Here is a 14,639-nt window from a genome sequence, read left to right on the forward strand (position 1 = left end):
CTGGCACCCGACTTGAACGTTGTTCAAGTGTGGTCTCAGCCGGCTCTCAGCTCCGCTTTCGAAAGCTCTGGCTCGGTGCCGATCTCGGCCCGCCGGTCCGGCGACGCGACGTAGGTGGCGATCATGCGGGCGAGAAGGCGGGCGTCGGCGCCCGCGGTCAGGTAATGCGAGCTGCCCGGGCGGATGCCCCGGCGGACCACGAGCTCCGGGCGGTCGAAATACAGGGCGAGCTGGTTGCGGCCGATCGGCACCGCCGGGTCGTGCGCGGCGAACGCCGACCACGGCACGAACACCGAACCGAACGGCTGAAGATCGGAAAGCCCCTCCGGGGTGAGGCGTACGCCGTGCCAGCGCCACCCCAGGTAGCAGATGACGAGGGTCACGACGGCCAGCACGCCGGTCGCGATCACCCGGACCGGCCACGACTGGCCGGCGTGCTCGACGCTGACCAGCGAGGTGCCGAGGAAGGTGAACGCGCCGGCGAGCAGCACCCGGTTGGGGTTGAGCGGGGCGTCGAAGGCGGGCAGCTCGGGCCGCAGCCGCACGGTGCGCGGGTGGTAGAGCAGGATCGCGACGATCGACAGCCCGTAGAGAACGATGGTCAGCACGGCCATCGCCCCGACCGCGAGCCACCAGTACTCCCGGGACGCGATCGACAGCAGGACCGCGAGCCCGAACGCCGCGGTCAGCAGGACATGGCGGCCGCGCGCGACCAGCCCGAACGCGGAGATCATCGCTGCTCTACTCATCGTGCGCCCGAGCATAGGAGGTGCGGGCACTACCCTCAGGCGCGATCGATCGCGAACATGTAGCAGCCGTAGAGCACGTTGCGGCTGTGCACGGTGGCCACCTCGGGGCGGTCCAGGAGCTCCTTGATGCCGGCCTCGGCGGCGGCGCCCTCGATCAGGATCGCGTCGGCGATGCGACCGGCCTTGTCGTAGGCGCGCAGCACCTGCTGCCGGGCGCGGAACCCGGCCGGGTAGTCGTCCGGCTCGCGGTAGCCGTCGCACTCCTCGGCGTGGATGAAGACCGGGCCGATCTCGCGGTAGGCGCCGGCCGGGCCGGGCGGCTCGTAGGCGACCAGGGCGATCCGCTCACCGGCACGGGCGTCGCGGAGGCAGCAGCGCAGCGGCGCGCCGTCCTCCTCGGCGACGAACGCGTCGTCGAGGCCGGCGTGACGGGTGGCGATGAGCCATGCGGCAGGAATGGGCGAGACAACGAAGTTCATGCCTCCGATCCTGGCCGCTCCGGCGGCCGGAAGCTGGCGGGAATCGGCCACCGCGTTCCGCTCGGTAAGCAGAGCAGCGCGTCTTTGTGCGCAGAGCAAAGGGCGCCGCGAGCCTGGCGGGTTTCTGGTTGGGAAGGGCCGCGCCTTAGGCTGTCGCGCGTGCTGGGACCTGGGGTGCGGCTTGGTGATCGGTATCGGCTCGAGGAGCGGATCGGCGCCGGTGGCATGGGTGAGGTGTGGCGGGCCGTCGACGACGTGCTCAGCCGGGTGGTCGCGGTCAAGGTGATGCTGCCGGGCGTGGCCGACGACCCGGACTTCGCGCGGCGGTTCCAGGCCGAGGCGACCGCGATGGCCCGGGTCAACCACGCGGCGGTCGCGTCGATCCACGACTTCGGGCGCAGTCACGGGCTCACCTATCTGGTGATGGAGTTCGTCGACGGCGAATCGCTCGCGCAGCGGCTGGCCCGGGACGGACGGATTGCGCCGGCCGACACCATGCGGCTGATCGCGCAGGCCGCGGACGGGCTGCAGGCCGTTCATGACCAGGGCATCGTGCACCGGGACATCAAGCCGGCCAACCTGCTGATCCGGCGGGACGGGTCGGTGCTGATCACCGACTTCGGCATCGCCCGGCGGGATGACGCGAGCAAACTGACCGCCTCCGGCGCGATTCTGGGTACGCCGAGCTATCTGTCCCCGGAGCAGGTGCTGGGGCAGCCCGCGACGGTGCGCAGTGACGTCTACTCGCTCGGGCTGACCGCCTACGAGTGCCTGGCCGGCCAGAAGCCGTTCGACGGGGACAACCCGTACGCGGTGGCGCTCCAGCGGCTGCAGGCGGCGCCGCGCACGATCGGCATCACGCTGCCGGCCGCGGTCCTCGGCGTACTCGAAAAAGCCCTGGGCACCGACCCGGCCCACCGCTGGCCGACAGCGACGGCCCTGGCCGCCGCGGCCCGGGCGGCAGCCGACGGGTCCCCGATCCCGCCGAGCCCACCACCGAAAAAGGCCGACCAGAAGCCCCGCCACCTGACCTTGATCGCCGCGTTGCTCGCGGTCCTGGTGGTCGCCGGCGGCGTCGCGGTCTGGGGCTTCAGCCGCGACAACAGCGACAGCGCGACCGGCGCTACCGGCACGACCGGCGCGAAGTCCGGCGCGGGTTCGGCCGCCGTGCCGGCCGGCTTCACGGCCTGCGACAAGGTTTACTGCCCGGCGGCGCCGCTCTGCTGGGGTGGGATGACCGCGATCAACGGCCACGCCCAGCCGCCGGGCCGGATCGACTGCGCCGAGCCGCACAGCTACCAGACCTATGCGGCGATCGCCCTGCCCGCGGGCGCGCTGGACATCCGGACCAGCCTGCTGATGGCGCAGCCGGACATCGCCGCCGCCTGCTCCCCCGAGCTGCTGGCGTCCCGGACGAACGCGGCCGCCGGGTTCACCCCGGACGCCTGGCCGGTCCAGCAGAGCGACCAGACCTGGCTGCTGCACTGCCTGGCCCGATCCGACAAGGGCGAGACGACCGGTTCGATCGTCAAATGAGGCAAGTGATCAGCGGGCCGGGCAGACGATCAGGTTGCCGGTGTTCTTGAGGCGGGCCGTCGCGGAGCAGTCGAAGCGGGCGTCCAGCAGTTCCTTGACGTCCGGCGGCGCCTTGTCGAGCTTGAACCAGTCGGTCTGCACGACCAGGTAACGGGCCTGCTGGTCGTTGGTGAGGCAGGCCAGGTTGTCGGCGTAGCTGCGGTAGTCGCGCACGCTCTCGATCCAGGTGCCCCGCTGCAGCCACTGCGGCGACGGATAGCGGCAGGTGGTCGGGTTGCCCATGGCGTGGTTGATCGCGCCGAACGCCAGGTAGAGCACCGGGGTGTCGCGGCCGATCCGCTCGCTGACCTCGCCGTAGACGCCGGCCGACGGCCGCGCCGCGGAGATCTTGTAGTCGTAGGTGCTGAACGCGTAGGGCGCGCCGAGCAGCACCGGCGGCAGCAGGGCGACAGTCAGAGCGACGATGCCGGCCGGCCACGGCACCGAGCGGGCCGCGACGAACCACACCACCACCGCGGCGAGCACCGCGGCCAGCAGATAGCCGTTCTCGACCAGCGCGAAGTTGTGCCGCCGCCAGCCGGCCGGGAAGCGCAGCGCCACGAAGCTGACCGCCGCGAACATCAGGGTGAAGCCGGCCAGCGGCAGCCGTGCCCCTGGGCAGAGCGCGAACGCCGCCCCCCAGACGGCCGCGGCCAGCACCGGGACGATCGCGTAGTGGTACATGTAGAACTCGGCCTGGCCGTACGCGGACGCGACCGACAGCCCGGCCGCGACCACCGCGACGGCGACGCCGAGCCAGCGCATCCGGACGTCCGGCACGCGGCGGATCAGTGCGGCGAAGGCGGCCGGCGCGACCGCGATGACCGGGCTGAGCACGGTCGCGTCGCCGAGCCCGCGCCACAGCTCCTGGAAGTCCCGCCAGCGCAGCCCGTGGTGGATCGGCGAGTCGGCGACCAGGTCGGCCTGGTCCTTCAGCCAGATCCACTCCCAGGGCAGGAAGTGCTTGGTGGTCAAATACCAGACCACGGCCAGGACGGCGGTCGCGGCGGTGGCCCAGCCCGCCCGGCGTCGGCTCAGCACCGCGATGGCCAGCAGCGCCAGCAGGGCGATCGGCACGGTGGCCAGCTTGACCGCGATGACCAGCACCGCACCGGCGCCGCCGAGCAGCCCGCCCAGCCAGTCCCGGCGGGGTGCCAGGCCGGCCCCGACCGCGACGACGGCGGCGAGCGCGGCCATCCAGTCGGGCTCCAGGAAGTGCCACGGCGGCGCGACGACGAGGGCGAGCCCGGTGGCGAACGCGATGCCGGCCGCGGCCCGCTTGTCGAGGTGCCGGCGCAGGCCGACGAAGAGCAGCACGCCTACGGCCGCCACTAGCAGGTCGGTCTCGGCCCGGATCAGCCGGTGGGTGAACGCCATGTCGTGACTGTTGGTGAAGTCGAGCACGTTCATCAGCAGCCGGTAGGCGAGCGGCCGGGCGACGAACACGTCCCAGACGCTGACCCCGCCGAGACCGGCCGTCTCGAGTCCGCCGAGCGCGTAGGTCACGTCGCCGTTGAGCGAGGCGAGGGCGGTCAGCACGACCGCGACCAGCACCACGACGCCCGCCGCCCCGGCCGCGATCAGGCCGGCCGGCCGGGCTTTCCGGGGTGGTGCGGCGTGATCGATCTCGAGCGTGCTCATCGAACCGGCAAGCCTTCCCCCATCGAGCCCACGCCGCACTGTAACGATCGGCGGCAAGACCCCTCCTACGAAGCCGGGCGATCGTAACGACGCCTGCTGTACGACTGCTGGCAATCTGCCGTGCATCACCTCAGCTGACCGCGCCACCGGACTGCACCCCGGCAACCGCTACGTCGCGCCCGGCGACGCCCGAACATCTCCGCGTGCAGGATGTCCTTCTCGATCCGTCCGCGGCGCACCCGGAGCTCGGTGCCCTTCGTTCCGCCTTCGCCGCCCGTGACTGGGCCGGCTGCCGGGCGGTGCTCGACGCCGCCACGCCGGGCGGCCGGACCTGGCTGATGCAGTGGACCGCGGGCGACGGCGGCGACGCCGGCTTCCTGCGGCCGCTGGCCGGCGCCGACCCGGTCCTGACCAACGGGCACAGCCTGGCGCCGGTGAGCATCCTGGCCGGGCTGGCCGCGGGCTTCATCCAGGCCCGCAAGAAACGGAAGCTGCGGGCCTAAGATCGGACACATGGAGTTCGGTGTCGGTTACTTCCCCACCCATGACGGCGTGCGGCCCGGCGAGATCGCCCGGCGGGTCGAGGAGCGCGGGCAGTCCGCGCTGTTCTTCGCGGAGCACACGCACATCCCGGCCAGCCGGGAGACCGAGTGGGGTGGCGGGTCGCAGCTGCCGCGGAAGTATTGGCACACCTACGACCTGTTCGTGGCGCTGACCGCCGCGGCCGAGGCGACCAGCCGGCTGCGGATCGGGTCCGGGGTCTGCCTGGTGATCGAGCGCGACCCGATCACCACCGCCAAGGAGGTCGCCAGCGTCGACCACCTCAGCGGGGGCCGCTTCGAGTTCGGCATCGGGTCCGGGTGGAACCGCGAGGAAATGCGCAACCACGGCACCGACCCGCGCACCCGGCTGGCCCTGCTCGGCGAGCGGATCAAGGCGATGCGGGCGATCTGGACCGAGGAGGAGGCCTCCTTCCACGGCCGGTTCGTCGACTTCGACCGGATCTGGTCGTGGCCGAAGCCGGCCCAGAAGCCGTGGCCGCCGATCCTGGTCGGCGGCGGCGGGCCGACCGCGCTCGACCGCGTCCTCGACTACGGCGACGGATGGTTCCCGCAGTGGCAGGACCCGGACGTCCTCGACCGGATCCGCGAGCTGCGGGCCCGCGCCGACCGGCACCTCCAGGTGCAGGTGCTCAGTGTGCCGCCGGACCCGAAGGCTCTGGAGCAGCTGGCCGAGGCCGGCGTCGACCGGGCGTCGTCGTGGCTGCCGTCCGGGCCGTGGAGCGTGATCGAGCCGGCCCTGGAGAAGTGGGAGCGGGCGATCGGCGACGTGGTCGGGCGGTGACCCCGCCCGAGCGCTTCGGGGCCGCGCGGGTGGCCCGGCTGGCGACGGCCGGAGCGGACCTGAAACCGCATCTGGTCCCGATCGTCTTCGCGATCGACGGGGACACGATCTACTCTGCCGTCGACGGCAAGCCCAAGCGCTCCCGTGAGCTCCGCCGACTCGCTAACATCGCCGCGAATCCGCAGGTCAGCGTGCTGGTCGACCATTACGACGAGGACTGGACGCAGCTCTGGTGGGTGCGCGCCGACGGCGTAGCCCGGATTCTCGACAAATCACCCGAAGCGGTTGCGGAGCTGCGCGACAAATACCCTCAATATCACCAAATATCGCTGGACGGCCCCTACCTTGAGATCACCGTCGAGCGCTGGTCCAGCTGGGTAGCCGCGACACCCCGTTGAGTACGCGTGCTCAATCCGCACACCCCCGGATCCGACAAGGATCGAGCTCGTGACCTACCCATGCCCGCACTGCCGTGCCATCGCGTCGCCGGAAACCGGATGCCCCAACTGCGGGCGCGGTCCGGACGCCGACGCGATCGAGGTGATCAACGCCGACGCCGAGATAGCCACGCTCCTCCCGCAACTCGCCACCGCCCAGGCGGCGGTGCACGACCTGCAGACGCGGATCGGTCACGCTTATGCGCGGCGCAATCAAGCGGCGAACAGGGTACGAACGTCGCTGCGGCCCGATCAGCCGAAATCCGCGCCGGAGACGTCGTCCCGCGCGATCCAGACTCTCCTGTTCCTGCTCGGCGGGCTTCTCCTGGCCGTGGCCGCCATCGTCTTCACCGCCGTCGCCTGGTCGCAGTTCGGCGTCGGCGGCCGGGCCGCGATCCTCGCCTCGTTCACCGCGGTGACCCTGGCGATCCCGCCGGTCGCGCTGCGCCGGGGCCTGCGCTCGGCCGCCGAGACGGTCGCCGCGGTCGGCGTGCTGCTCCTGCTGCTGGACGGCTACGCCGCCTGGTACGTGAACCTGTTCGGCCTGGCCCACACCGACCCGGCCCGCTACGCCGGCGTCGTCTTCGGCGTCACCACCGCACTCGCCGCCGGCTACGCCTACCTGACCGGCCTGACCGGCCCGCGCTACGCCGCCCTGCTGGTCGCCCAGCCCGCCCTGCCGCTGCTGGTCGCCCCGGCCGACCCCGGCCCGGCCGGCTGGACCCTGACCTTCGGCATCCTGGCCGCCCTGAACGCCGCGATCCACCGCACCCGCCTCGCCCCGATCGCCTACGCCCTGGGCGGCCTCGCCGTCCTGGCCGCGATCACCCCGGCCCTGGTCGCCGCGGCCCGCACCCTGGACACCGCCGGCCCGCTCTTCCACGCGACCTGGTCCGCGGCCGTCCCGTCCACCGGCTGGCGCCTCCCGGCCGCCCTGGCCGTGGTCACCGCGGCCCTGTTCGCCACCCTCCCGGCCCGCGGCCGCCCGGCCGTCCTGCTCGGCGGCGCCGCCGCGATCGCCCTGGCCCTCCCGTCCGGCCTGCACCTGCAGTGGTGGACCGCCCCGATCGCCGACCTGGTCGTGGTCGCCGCCGCCCTGGTCCTGGCCACCCGCCACCCGAGACCCGCACCCCTGATCGCCACCCTGGTCCTCGGCCTGCACGCGATCGGGGCCGCCTTCGGCCGCCCCGGCGTCGCGGCCGCCGCCCTGACCGTGGTCGCGCTGCTCGGCCTGGCCACCACGATCCGTGCCCGGCACGCCGCCCTGGCCGGGGCCGGCCTGCTCACCGCCCTGCTCGCGCCGCCGGCGATCGCCTGGACCGCCACCGCCGCGCTCGGCCTCGGCGGGGCCGGCCAGCTGCGGACAGTGGCCGTGGTGGCCGCCGCCCTGGCTGCCGCGCGCTTCCTGCCGCCGGCGACCCGGCGGCCGTTCGCGCTGGTGGCGGCCCTGACCGCGGCCGCTCCCCTGCCGATCTGGGCGCTCGTGGCCGGCGAGCCGGTGGTCGTGTACGCGGTGCTCGCCCTGCTGCTGGTGGCCTGCCTGCGCCCCGGCACGCTCGGCCGGGTGCCGGAGATCGTGGCGCTGGCCGCCGCCGGCTTCGTGCTGGTGGTGGCCCTGTCGGCCGGGCCGCTGCCGACCCGCACCGCGACGCTGGCCGCGCTCGGCGCCCTGCTGATCACCGCGGCCGTGACCGGCACGGCCGGTCGTACCACCGAGATCCGGGGGCTCGGCGTGGCCGTCGCGGTCGTTGCGGGCTGGGGCTGGGTATTCGCGGCGCCGCCGGGAGCGGTGCTGGAGTCGTACTCCATGGTGGCAAGCGGTCTGGCACTCGCCGCCGCCCTTCTCGCCCGGCGTGGCCCGACGCCCAGCTGGTTCTGTTTCGGGCCGGCGCTGACGACGGCGCTCGCGCCGAGCCTGGTCCTGATCCTCACCGACGACGGGCAGCACCTGCGGCGCCTGCTGCTCGGCGTCGGTGCGCTGGCGATTCTGCTGGTCGGGGCGCGATTCCGGCAGCTTGCCCCGGTGCTCGCCGGCGGTGGCACGCTCGCCCTGGTCGCGATGCACGAGCTGGTGATGGTCTGGGATCTGGTGCCGCGGTGGATTCCGCCGGCCGCCGGTGGGCTACTGCTCGTGCTGATCGCCACGACGCTCGAGCGCAGGCGTCGTGACCTGGCCCGATTCCGCCGAGTGCTGGCCCGGATGGGCTGAACGGACGACCCGGCGCCTCCCCCTTTTGACTGCATTTGGGGTGCAATCCGGGCGCGAGGGTTGAGCAGCGGCGGTGCGTGCCGATCCAGGTGGCCTCAGCGGAGGACCACCAGCAGATCGGAGCACGGATGTCGGCCGCACGGATGCAGGCGTGCTTCGGGGCGTGGATCATCGCCTTGACGGCGGTGTTCTACGCGTTCCCCGCGATCAGCATGTACTCGTGGGCCGCGATCGGCTTCTCGGCCGCGGCCGCGGTGCTGGTCGGCGTCCGGGTGCACCGGCCGGCAAAGCCGATGCCGTGGTATTTGCTGTCGGCGGTGCTGGTCAGCTTCACGGCCGGCGACACCACCTACAACGTGCTCACCGACTACCTCGGCGTGGCGAACCCGTTCCCGTCCCTGGCCGACCTGTTCTACCTGCTGGTCTACCCGATGCTGGCGGCCGCGCTGCTGGTCTTCATCCGGTCCCGCTCCGGCGGCGACAACCGGGCCGCGCTGCTCGACGCGCTGGTCCCGACGGCCGGTCTCGGGCTGCTCTCCTGGGTCTTCCTGATCTCGCCGTACGTCCGGAACACCGACCTGAGCGTGCTCGACAAGCTGGTCTCCACCGGCTACCCGCTCGGCGACGTGCTCGCGCTGGCCATGCTGCTGCGCCTGATCACCGCGGGCGGCCGCAAGCCGGTCGCGCTGAGCACCCTGGCCGCCGGCGGCTTCAGCCTGATGGTCACCGACGTGATCTACGGGCTGCGCCAGCTCGACGGCACCTGGCAGGTCGGCGGCCCGGTCGACTCCGGATGGATCCTCTTCTACACCGCCACCGCGCTGGCCGCGCTGCACCCGTCGATGCGCGACCTGACCGCGGTGCGCACCCCCTCGACGATCGTGATGGCCGGCGGCCGGCGGATCGCGGTCATGTCGGTGGCCGCCCTGATCGCCCCGGCCGTGCTGCTGGTCGAGGACCTGACCGGCGGCGTCGACGACGCGCTGATGATCGCGACCGCCTCCGCGACGATGTTCCTGCTGGTGGTGGCCAGGGTCTCCGGGTTGCTGCAGACGCAGCGGGAGAACGCGACCCGGGAGCGGACGCTGCGCATGTCGGCGGCCGACATGGTGGCGGCGAGCGACGAGTCGGAGGCCGGCCGGGCGCTCACCAAGGCGGTCACCTCGATGATCCCCGAGGGCGAGCCGTTCAAGATGCAGTACTTCCGGTTCGACGCCGAGCCCGGCGAAGCCACCGGCGTGCTGATCACCGGCCGGGTGCACACCGGCGACCTGCCCCGGCACATCGCGGCCGAGCTGGGCGACTTCGAGTGGGCGCTGTACGGCGAGATGGTCACCGCCGCGCGCGGCATCGACGGCCCGAAGCAGCGCAACCTGGCCTACCTGGCCGCCGACGAGGAACTCCTGGTCGAGGTGCAGCCGTCGTTCGAGGCGCTGATGGCCCAGGGCACCATGGCGATCGAGCGGATCTCGCTGAACACCGAGGTCAACCGGCGGGCCAGCGAGGACTACTTCCGGGCGCTGATCCAGAGCGCGTCCGACGTGATCCTGATCGTCGGCGACGACGAGCAGATCCGCTACGCCAGCCCGTCGGCGCTGCCGGTCTTCGGCCGCACCGACCTGGTCGGCACCTCCCTGTTCCGGCTCTTCGCGGCCACCGACCACGCCGAGCTGCGCGACCTGCTCTCCCAGGTGCTCACCGGCCGCGGCCCGCGCGACGGCGTCGACCTGAACGCGGTCTCCGGCGACGACCTGCTGCTGCAGGTCGAGTGCACCTGCCGGGACCTGCGCGACGACAAGGCCGTCAACGGCCTGGTGATCACCATCCGGGACGTCACCGAGCGCCGCCGGCTCGAGAACGACCTGGCCCACCAGGCGTTCCACGACACCCTCACCGGGCTGGCCAACCGGGCACTGTTCCAGAACCGGCTCGAGCAGGCGGCCGCGGTGGCCGGCAAGGCGCGTGGCTCGGTCGGCGTCCTGTTCGTCGACCTCGACGACTTCAAAGAGGTCAACGACACCCTCGGGCACGCCGCCGGCGACCAGCTGCTGGTCACCGTCGGGCAGCGGATCACCGAGGTGGCCGGGCCGATCAACACCGCCGCCCGCACCGGCGGCGACGAGTTCGCGGTGCTGATGGAGCACCTCGGGTCGCCCGGGGACGCCGAGGTCATCGCCGCCCGGATCGTGGCCGCACTCAGCGAGCCGATCGAGGTCAGCGACGGGCACGGCGGCCTGCACCTGGTCAGCGGGGCGAGCAGTGTCGGCGTCGCGACCAGCGCCGACGCGGCCGGCATCAGCGAGCTGCTGCGCCGGGCCGACGTGGCGATGTACGTGGCCAAGACCGACGGCAAGAGCACCTGGCGCCGCTACGAGGACGCCATGCACGAGGCGATGGTGAGCCGGCTGGAGATGCGCTCGGCGCTGATCGAGGCGGTTCCCGGCGACCAGATGCGGCTGCGCTTCCAGCCGATCGTCGACCTGCCCACCGGCAGCGTGATCGGTCTCGAGGCCCTGGTGCGCTGGCAGCACCCGGCCCGCGGCCTGCTCGGCCCGAACGAGTTCATCGAGCTCTCCGAGGAGAACGGCTCGGTGGTCGCGATCGGCGGGTGGGTGCTGCGCGAGGCGCTGCTGACCTTCGTCGGCTGGCGCAGCTCACCGGTCGGCGGCCGGCTGCGGTACGTCAGCGTGAACGTCTCGGCCCGCCAGTTCCGCACCCCCGGCTTCGTCGACCAGGTGCGCGACGTCCTGCAGGAGACCGGCGCCCAGCCGGAATGGCTGCTGCTGGAGATCACCGAGAGCCTGGTGCTGCACGACGCCGAGCAGGTCTGGCAGGACCTGCGCGAGCTGCGCGACATGGGCGTCCGGATCGCGATCGACGACTTCGGTACCGGTTACTCGTCGCTGAGCTACCTGAGCCAGATGCCGGTCGACGTCCTGAAGATCGACAAGTCGTTCATCGACGACATCCTGCACAGCGCCCAGCAGATGGCGCTGGTCGAGACCATCGTCAGCCTCGCCCGGACCCTCGACCTCGACGTCGTGGCCGAGGGCATCGAGCTCGACGGGCACCGCCAGGCGCTCGTCGACATGGGTTGCCCGTACGGCCAGGGCTACCTGTTCTCCCGTCCCGCCACCGTCGACGAGATCGGTCAGTGGCTGGTCGCGTACCCCGCACACCGGTAATTCCCCTTTGTGGAAGGAACAGCATGTCCCTCGCTCCCCTCACCGGCCTCGATTTCGTGCAGCGCGAAGGGCGCTGGGCGGACCTCGAACGGTTGCGCAGCGGCAACCCGATGTACGACGCCACCATCGAGGAGATCAAGGGCCGCCGGATCCGGGTCGGTGACCACTGGCTCGCCGACTTCGCTTCCTGCAACTACCTCGGCTTCGACCTGGAGCCGGAGATCATGGCCGCGATCGAGCCCGAGGTGAAGCGCTGGGGCACCCACCCCAGCTGGTCGCGGCTGCTCGGCAACCCGGCGCTCTACCCGCAGATCGAGGAGCGCCTGACCGCGCTGCTCGACGCGCCGGACACGCTGGTCCTGCCGACGATCACGCACATCCACATGTCGGTGCTGCCGATCCTGGCCGGCAACGGGTTCGTCTTCCTCGACTCGCAGGCCCACAAGACCATCTACGACGGCAGCATGTACGCCCGCGGGCTGGGCGCCACCGTGCAGCGGTTCCGCAGCGGCGACGTCGAGCACCTGCGCTCGCTGCTGCGCGCGGCCCCGGCCGGCGTGCCCAAGATCGTGGCGATGGACGGCGTGAACAGCATGACCGGCAACGCGCCCGACCTGGTGTCGTTCGCGGCGCTCGCCCGCGAGTACGGCGCGCTGCTCTACGTCGACGACGCGCACGGCTTCGGCGTGATCGGCGAGCGGGCCGCCAACGAGGAGTCGCCGTACGGCCTCAAGGGCAACGCGATCGTCAAGTACTGCGGCGAGACGTACGACAACATCGTGCTCGTCGGCGGCTTCTCCAAGTCGTACTCGTCGCTGCTCGCCTTCCTGGCCCTGCCGACCTGGCTGAAGAACCACCTCAAGGTCGCCGCCCCGCCGTACCTCTACTCCGGCCCGGCCCCGACCGCGTCGCTGGCCACCGTGCTGGCCGGCTTCGACGTCAACGACAAGCGCGGCGACGCGATCCGGACCGACCTGTACCGCAAGAGCATGAAGGTGCTCGACCACGTCCGCGGCCTGGGCGTCTACACCCCGAACACCGGCGACACCCCGGTCATCGAGCTGCCGCTGGCCGCCGGTGAGGACATCGACGCGGTCGGCAAGCTGCTCTGGGACCGCGGCATCTACGTGACGCTGGCCGCCTACCCGCTGGTGCCGCGCGACCAGGTCGGTTTCCGGGCCCAGGTGACGGCGGCCAACACCGACGAGGAACTCGACGAGCTGAACGCCGTCATCACCGAACTGGCCGCGGCCGGCAAGCTGCGCACCGTCCAGCAGTGACCGTCCTGGCGGCGGCGTTCGCCGGTCCGCTGGCACCGTTGCGGCACCGGCAGTTCCGGTTGCTGTGGACCGGCATGAGCGCCTCCCTGATCGGTGACGGCATGCTGCTGGTCGCGCTCGCCTGGCACGTCTACGACGTGTTCGGCGTGCCGGCCGCGATGTCCGCCGTCGGGGTGGCGCTGTCGCTGCCGCAGGTCGCCATGCTGCTGGTCGGCGGGGTGATCAGCGACCGGTTCGACCCGCGCACGGTGATGCTCGTGTCGGACCTGATCCGCGGTCTGGTCATGGCCGGCATCGCGGTGCTGACCCTGACCGGGGCGCTGACCTCGCTGTGGCTGCTGCTGGGGCTGATCGTGGTCTACGGCGCGGGGGCCGGGTTCTTCGGGCCGGCCTTCGACGCCCTGGTGCCGCAGATCGTGCCGGAGGACGACCTGGTCGCGGCGAACTCGCTCGACCAGTTCGTCCGGCCGGCCGGGCTGCAGATCTTCGGGCCGATGCTGGCCGGCGCGGTCATCGCGATCGGCGGGGCGGGGTGGGCGTTCGCGGCCGACGCGGCGACGTTCGCCCTGTCGGTGATCTGCCTGCTGGCGATGCGCCTTTCTCTGGAGAAGTCGGACACACCGCAAGAATCGCAGTCGCTCTGGCAGGACATGCGGGAAGGCATCGGGTACGTGCGGCGGCACGTCTGGCTGTGGGGGACGTTCCTCTCCGCCACCTTCACCTACCTGCTGTTCGTCGGGCCCACCGAGGTGCTGCTCCCCTACGTGGTGAAGACCGAGCTCGGGGGCAGCGCCACCGCCCTCAGCCTGGTCCTCACCTCGGGCGGGCTCGGCGCCATCGCGGCCGCCCTGCTGGTCGGCTGGATCGGCATCCCGCGCCGCTTCATCAGCTACATGTACGGCACCTGGGCGATCGCCACGCTGGCCGTGGCCGGCTACGGCGCGGCCACCGCCACCTGGGAGCTCGCGCTGGCCTGCGTGCTGGTCAACGGCCTGGAGGCGGCCGGGACGATCGCGTGGGCGACGACCAAGCAGCACTTCGTCCCGCACCACATGCTCGGCCGGGTCTCCAGCGTCGACTGGTTCGTCTCGACCGCGCTGCTACCGCTGTCGTACGCCCTGGCCGCGCCGATCGCCGGCTGGATCGGGGTGCGCGAGACGCTGCTCGGGGCGGGCCTGCTCGGCGCGGCGGTGACGTTCGGCTTCCTGTTCCTGCCGGGGATGCGCGGCCCCGAACGGCTGGCCGCCGCCTACCAGGCCCGGCACGGTGCCTGGGATCCGCCGGCGCCCCGCAACTCGCACAGCGAGGCCCAGGCCATCGCTTCCGTCGCTTCCGATCAGCGTGAGGTTGTTGCCGTATGAATGGACCACTGGACGCCGTCCGCGATCTGAGCGAGGCCTTCGCCTCGCGCGACCTGGGGGCCGCGCTCGCCTGCTTCGCGGCCGGCGACGACATCGGCTACGCCGGGTCGGAGAAGACCGAGACGGCGTCCGGCCGGGACGCGGTGGCGGTCCTGCTGGGCGAGGTCTTCCTGCGCTCCGAGGCGTACGCGTGGACCGCGGACACCGCGACCGTGCACCGGTACGGCGACCACGCGTACGTCTTCGCCGAGGCCGAGGGCACGGTCCGCACCGACACCGGCGAGGCCGAGTCGTTCCCCTACCGGGTCAGCGGGATCGCCGAGCTGAGCGGCGCCCGCTGGCTGTGGCGCCACTTCCAGGGCAGCGAGCCCGCCTAGTT

General features: G+C 72.2%; 12 protein-coding genes. 9 read left to right on the plus strand and 3 right to left on the minus strand.

What is annotated here, in order from left to right; translation table 11 throughout:
* Positions 1–35: 35 nt before the first annotated feature.
* Together Adu01nite_RS22385 and Adu01nite_RS22390 are read right to left on the minus strand one after the other, a co-directional pair.
* Positions 36–749: a hypothetical protein gene (locus Adu01nite_RS22385; RefSeq protein WP_203728890.1), complete on the minus strand. Its 714-nt coding sequence runs from the start codon at positions 747–749 to the stop codon at positions 36–38.
* 35 nt (positions 750–784) lie between these two features.
* Positions 785–1,228, minus strand: coding sequence for a DUF1203 domain-containing protein (locus tag Adu01nite_RS22390; protein WP_203728891.1), 444 nt, complete (start codon positions 1,226–1,228; stop codon positions 785–787).
* Between the two features lie 159 nt (positions 1,229–1,387).
* On the opposite strand from Adu01nite_RS22390, the gene Adu01nite_RS22395 reads away from it, so the two are divergent.
* Positions 1,388–2,764, plus strand: a complete 1,377-nt coding sequence (locus Adu01nite_RS22395) for a serine/threonine-protein kinase (protein ID WP_203728892.1) — start codon at positions 1,388–1,390, stop codon at positions 2,762–2,764.
* Between the two features lie 9 nt (positions 2,765–2,773).
* On the opposite strand, the gene Adu01nite_RS22400 is transcribed toward Adu01nite_RS22395, so the two are convergent.
* Complete coding sequence (locus Adu01nite_RS22400; protein ID WP_203728893.1) at positions 2,774–4,444, minus strand: hypothetical protein; 1,671 nt, start codon at positions 4,442–4,444, stop codon at positions 2,774–2,776.
* Positions 4,445–4,647: 203 nt separating this feature from the next.
* On the opposite strand from Adu01nite_RS22400, the gene Adu01nite_RS22405 reads away from it, so the two are divergent.
* The 8 genes from Adu01nite_RS22405 (at position 4,648) to Adu01nite_RS22435 (ending at position 14,637) form a co-directional block, all read left to right on the plus strand.
* On the plus strand, positions 4,648–4,947 hold the full coding sequence (locus Adu01nite_RS22405; RefSeq protein WP_203728894.1) for a hypothetical protein: 300 nt from the start codon (positions 4,648–4,650) through the stop codon (positions 4,945–4,947).
* A gap of 10 nt (positions 4,948–4,957) precedes the next feature.
* Positions 4,958–5,788, plus strand: coding sequence for an LLM class F420-dependent oxidoreductase (locus Adu01nite_RS47920; protein ID WP_239132620.1), 831 nt, complete (start codon positions 4,958–4,960; stop codon positions 5,786–5,788).
* On the plus strand, positions 5,785–6,186 hold the full coding sequence (locus Adu01nite_RS47925) for a TIGR03668 family PPOX class F420-dependent oxidoreductase (RefSeq protein WP_239132621.1): 402 nt from the start codon (positions 5,785–5,787) through the stop codon (positions 6,184–6,186). Before Adu01nite_RS47920 ends, Adu01nite_RS47925 begins: the two co-directional genes overlap by 4 nt.
* Positions 6,187–6,235: 49 nt before the next feature.
* Complete coding sequence (locus Adu01nite_RS22415) at positions 6,236–8,434, plus strand: SCO7613 C-terminal domain-containing membrane protein (RefSeq protein WP_203728896.1); 2,199 nt, start codon at positions 6,236–6,238, stop codon at positions 8,432–8,434.
* 128 nt (positions 8,435–8,562) lie between these two features.
* Positions 8,563–11,619, plus strand: a complete 3,057-nt coding sequence (locus Adu01nite_RS22420; protein ID WP_203728897.1) for a putative bifunctional diguanylate cyclase/phosphodiesterase — start codon at positions 8,563–8,565, stop codon at positions 11,617–11,619.
* Positions 11,620–11,642: 23 nt separating this feature from the next.
* Positions 11,643–12,899 carry an aminotransferase class I/II-fold pyridoxal phosphate-dependent enzyme gene (locus tag Adu01nite_RS22425; protein WP_203728898.1) on the plus strand — a complete coding sequence of 419 codons (1,257 nt, stop codon included), beginning with the start codon at positions 11,643–11,645 and terminating at the stop codon, positions 12,897–12,899.
* Complete coding sequence (locus tag Adu01nite_RS22430; protein WP_203728899.1) at positions 12,896–14,260, plus strand: MFS transporter; 1,365 nt, start codon at positions 12,896–12,898, stop codon at positions 14,258–14,260. The genes Adu01nite_RS22425 and Adu01nite_RS22430 overlap by 4 nt, the downstream gene beginning before the upstream one ends.
* Positions 14,257–14,637, plus strand: a complete 381-nt coding sequence (locus Adu01nite_RS22435) for a nuclear transport factor 2 family protein (protein WP_203728900.1) — start codon at positions 14,257–14,259, stop codon at positions 14,635–14,637. Before Adu01nite_RS22430 ends, Adu01nite_RS22435 begins: the two co-directional genes overlap by 4 nt.
* The last annotated feature ends 2 nt before the right edge of the window (positions 14,638–14,639 follow it).

The sequence above is a fragment of the Paractinoplanes durhamensis genome (assembly GCF_016862175.1).
GTDB lineage: Bacteria > Actinomycetota > Actinomycetes > Mycobacteriales > Micromonosporaceae > Actinoplanes > Actinoplanes durhamensis.

What these genes read in the sequence shown, in the direction of transcription:
- Adu01nite_RS22390 (WP_203728891.1), bottom strand. Translation starts at nt 1,228, where the DNA reads ATGAACTTCGTTGTCTCGCCCATTCCTGCCGCATGGCTCATCGCCACC.
- Adu01nite_RS22425 (WP_203728898.1), top strand. Translation starts at nt 11,643, where the DNA reads ATGTCCCTCGCTCCCCTCACCGGCCTCGATTTCGTGCAGCGCGAAGGG.
- Adu01nite_RS22385 (WP_203728890.1), bottom strand. Translation starts at nt 749, where the DNA reads ATGAGTAGAGCAGCGATGATCTCCGCGTTCGGGCTGGTCGCGCGCGGC.
- Adu01nite_RS22435 (WP_203728900.1), top strand. Translation starts at nt 14,257, where the DNA reads ATGAATGGACCACTGGACGCCGTCCGCGATCTGAGCGAGGCCTTCGCC.
- Adu01nite_RS22420 (WP_203728897.1), top strand. Translation starts at nt 8,563, where the DNA reads ATGTCGGCCGCACGGATGCAGGCGTGCTTCGGGGCGTGGATCATCGCC.
- Adu01nite_RS22400 (WP_203728893.1), bottom strand. Translation starts at nt 4,444, where the DNA reads ATGAGCACGCTCGAGATCGATCACGCCGCACCACCCCGGAAAGCCCGG.
- Adu01nite_RS47920 (WP_239132620.1), top strand. Translation starts at nt 4,958, where the DNA reads ATGGAGTTCGGTGTCGGTTACTTCCCCACCCATGACGGCGTGCGGCCC.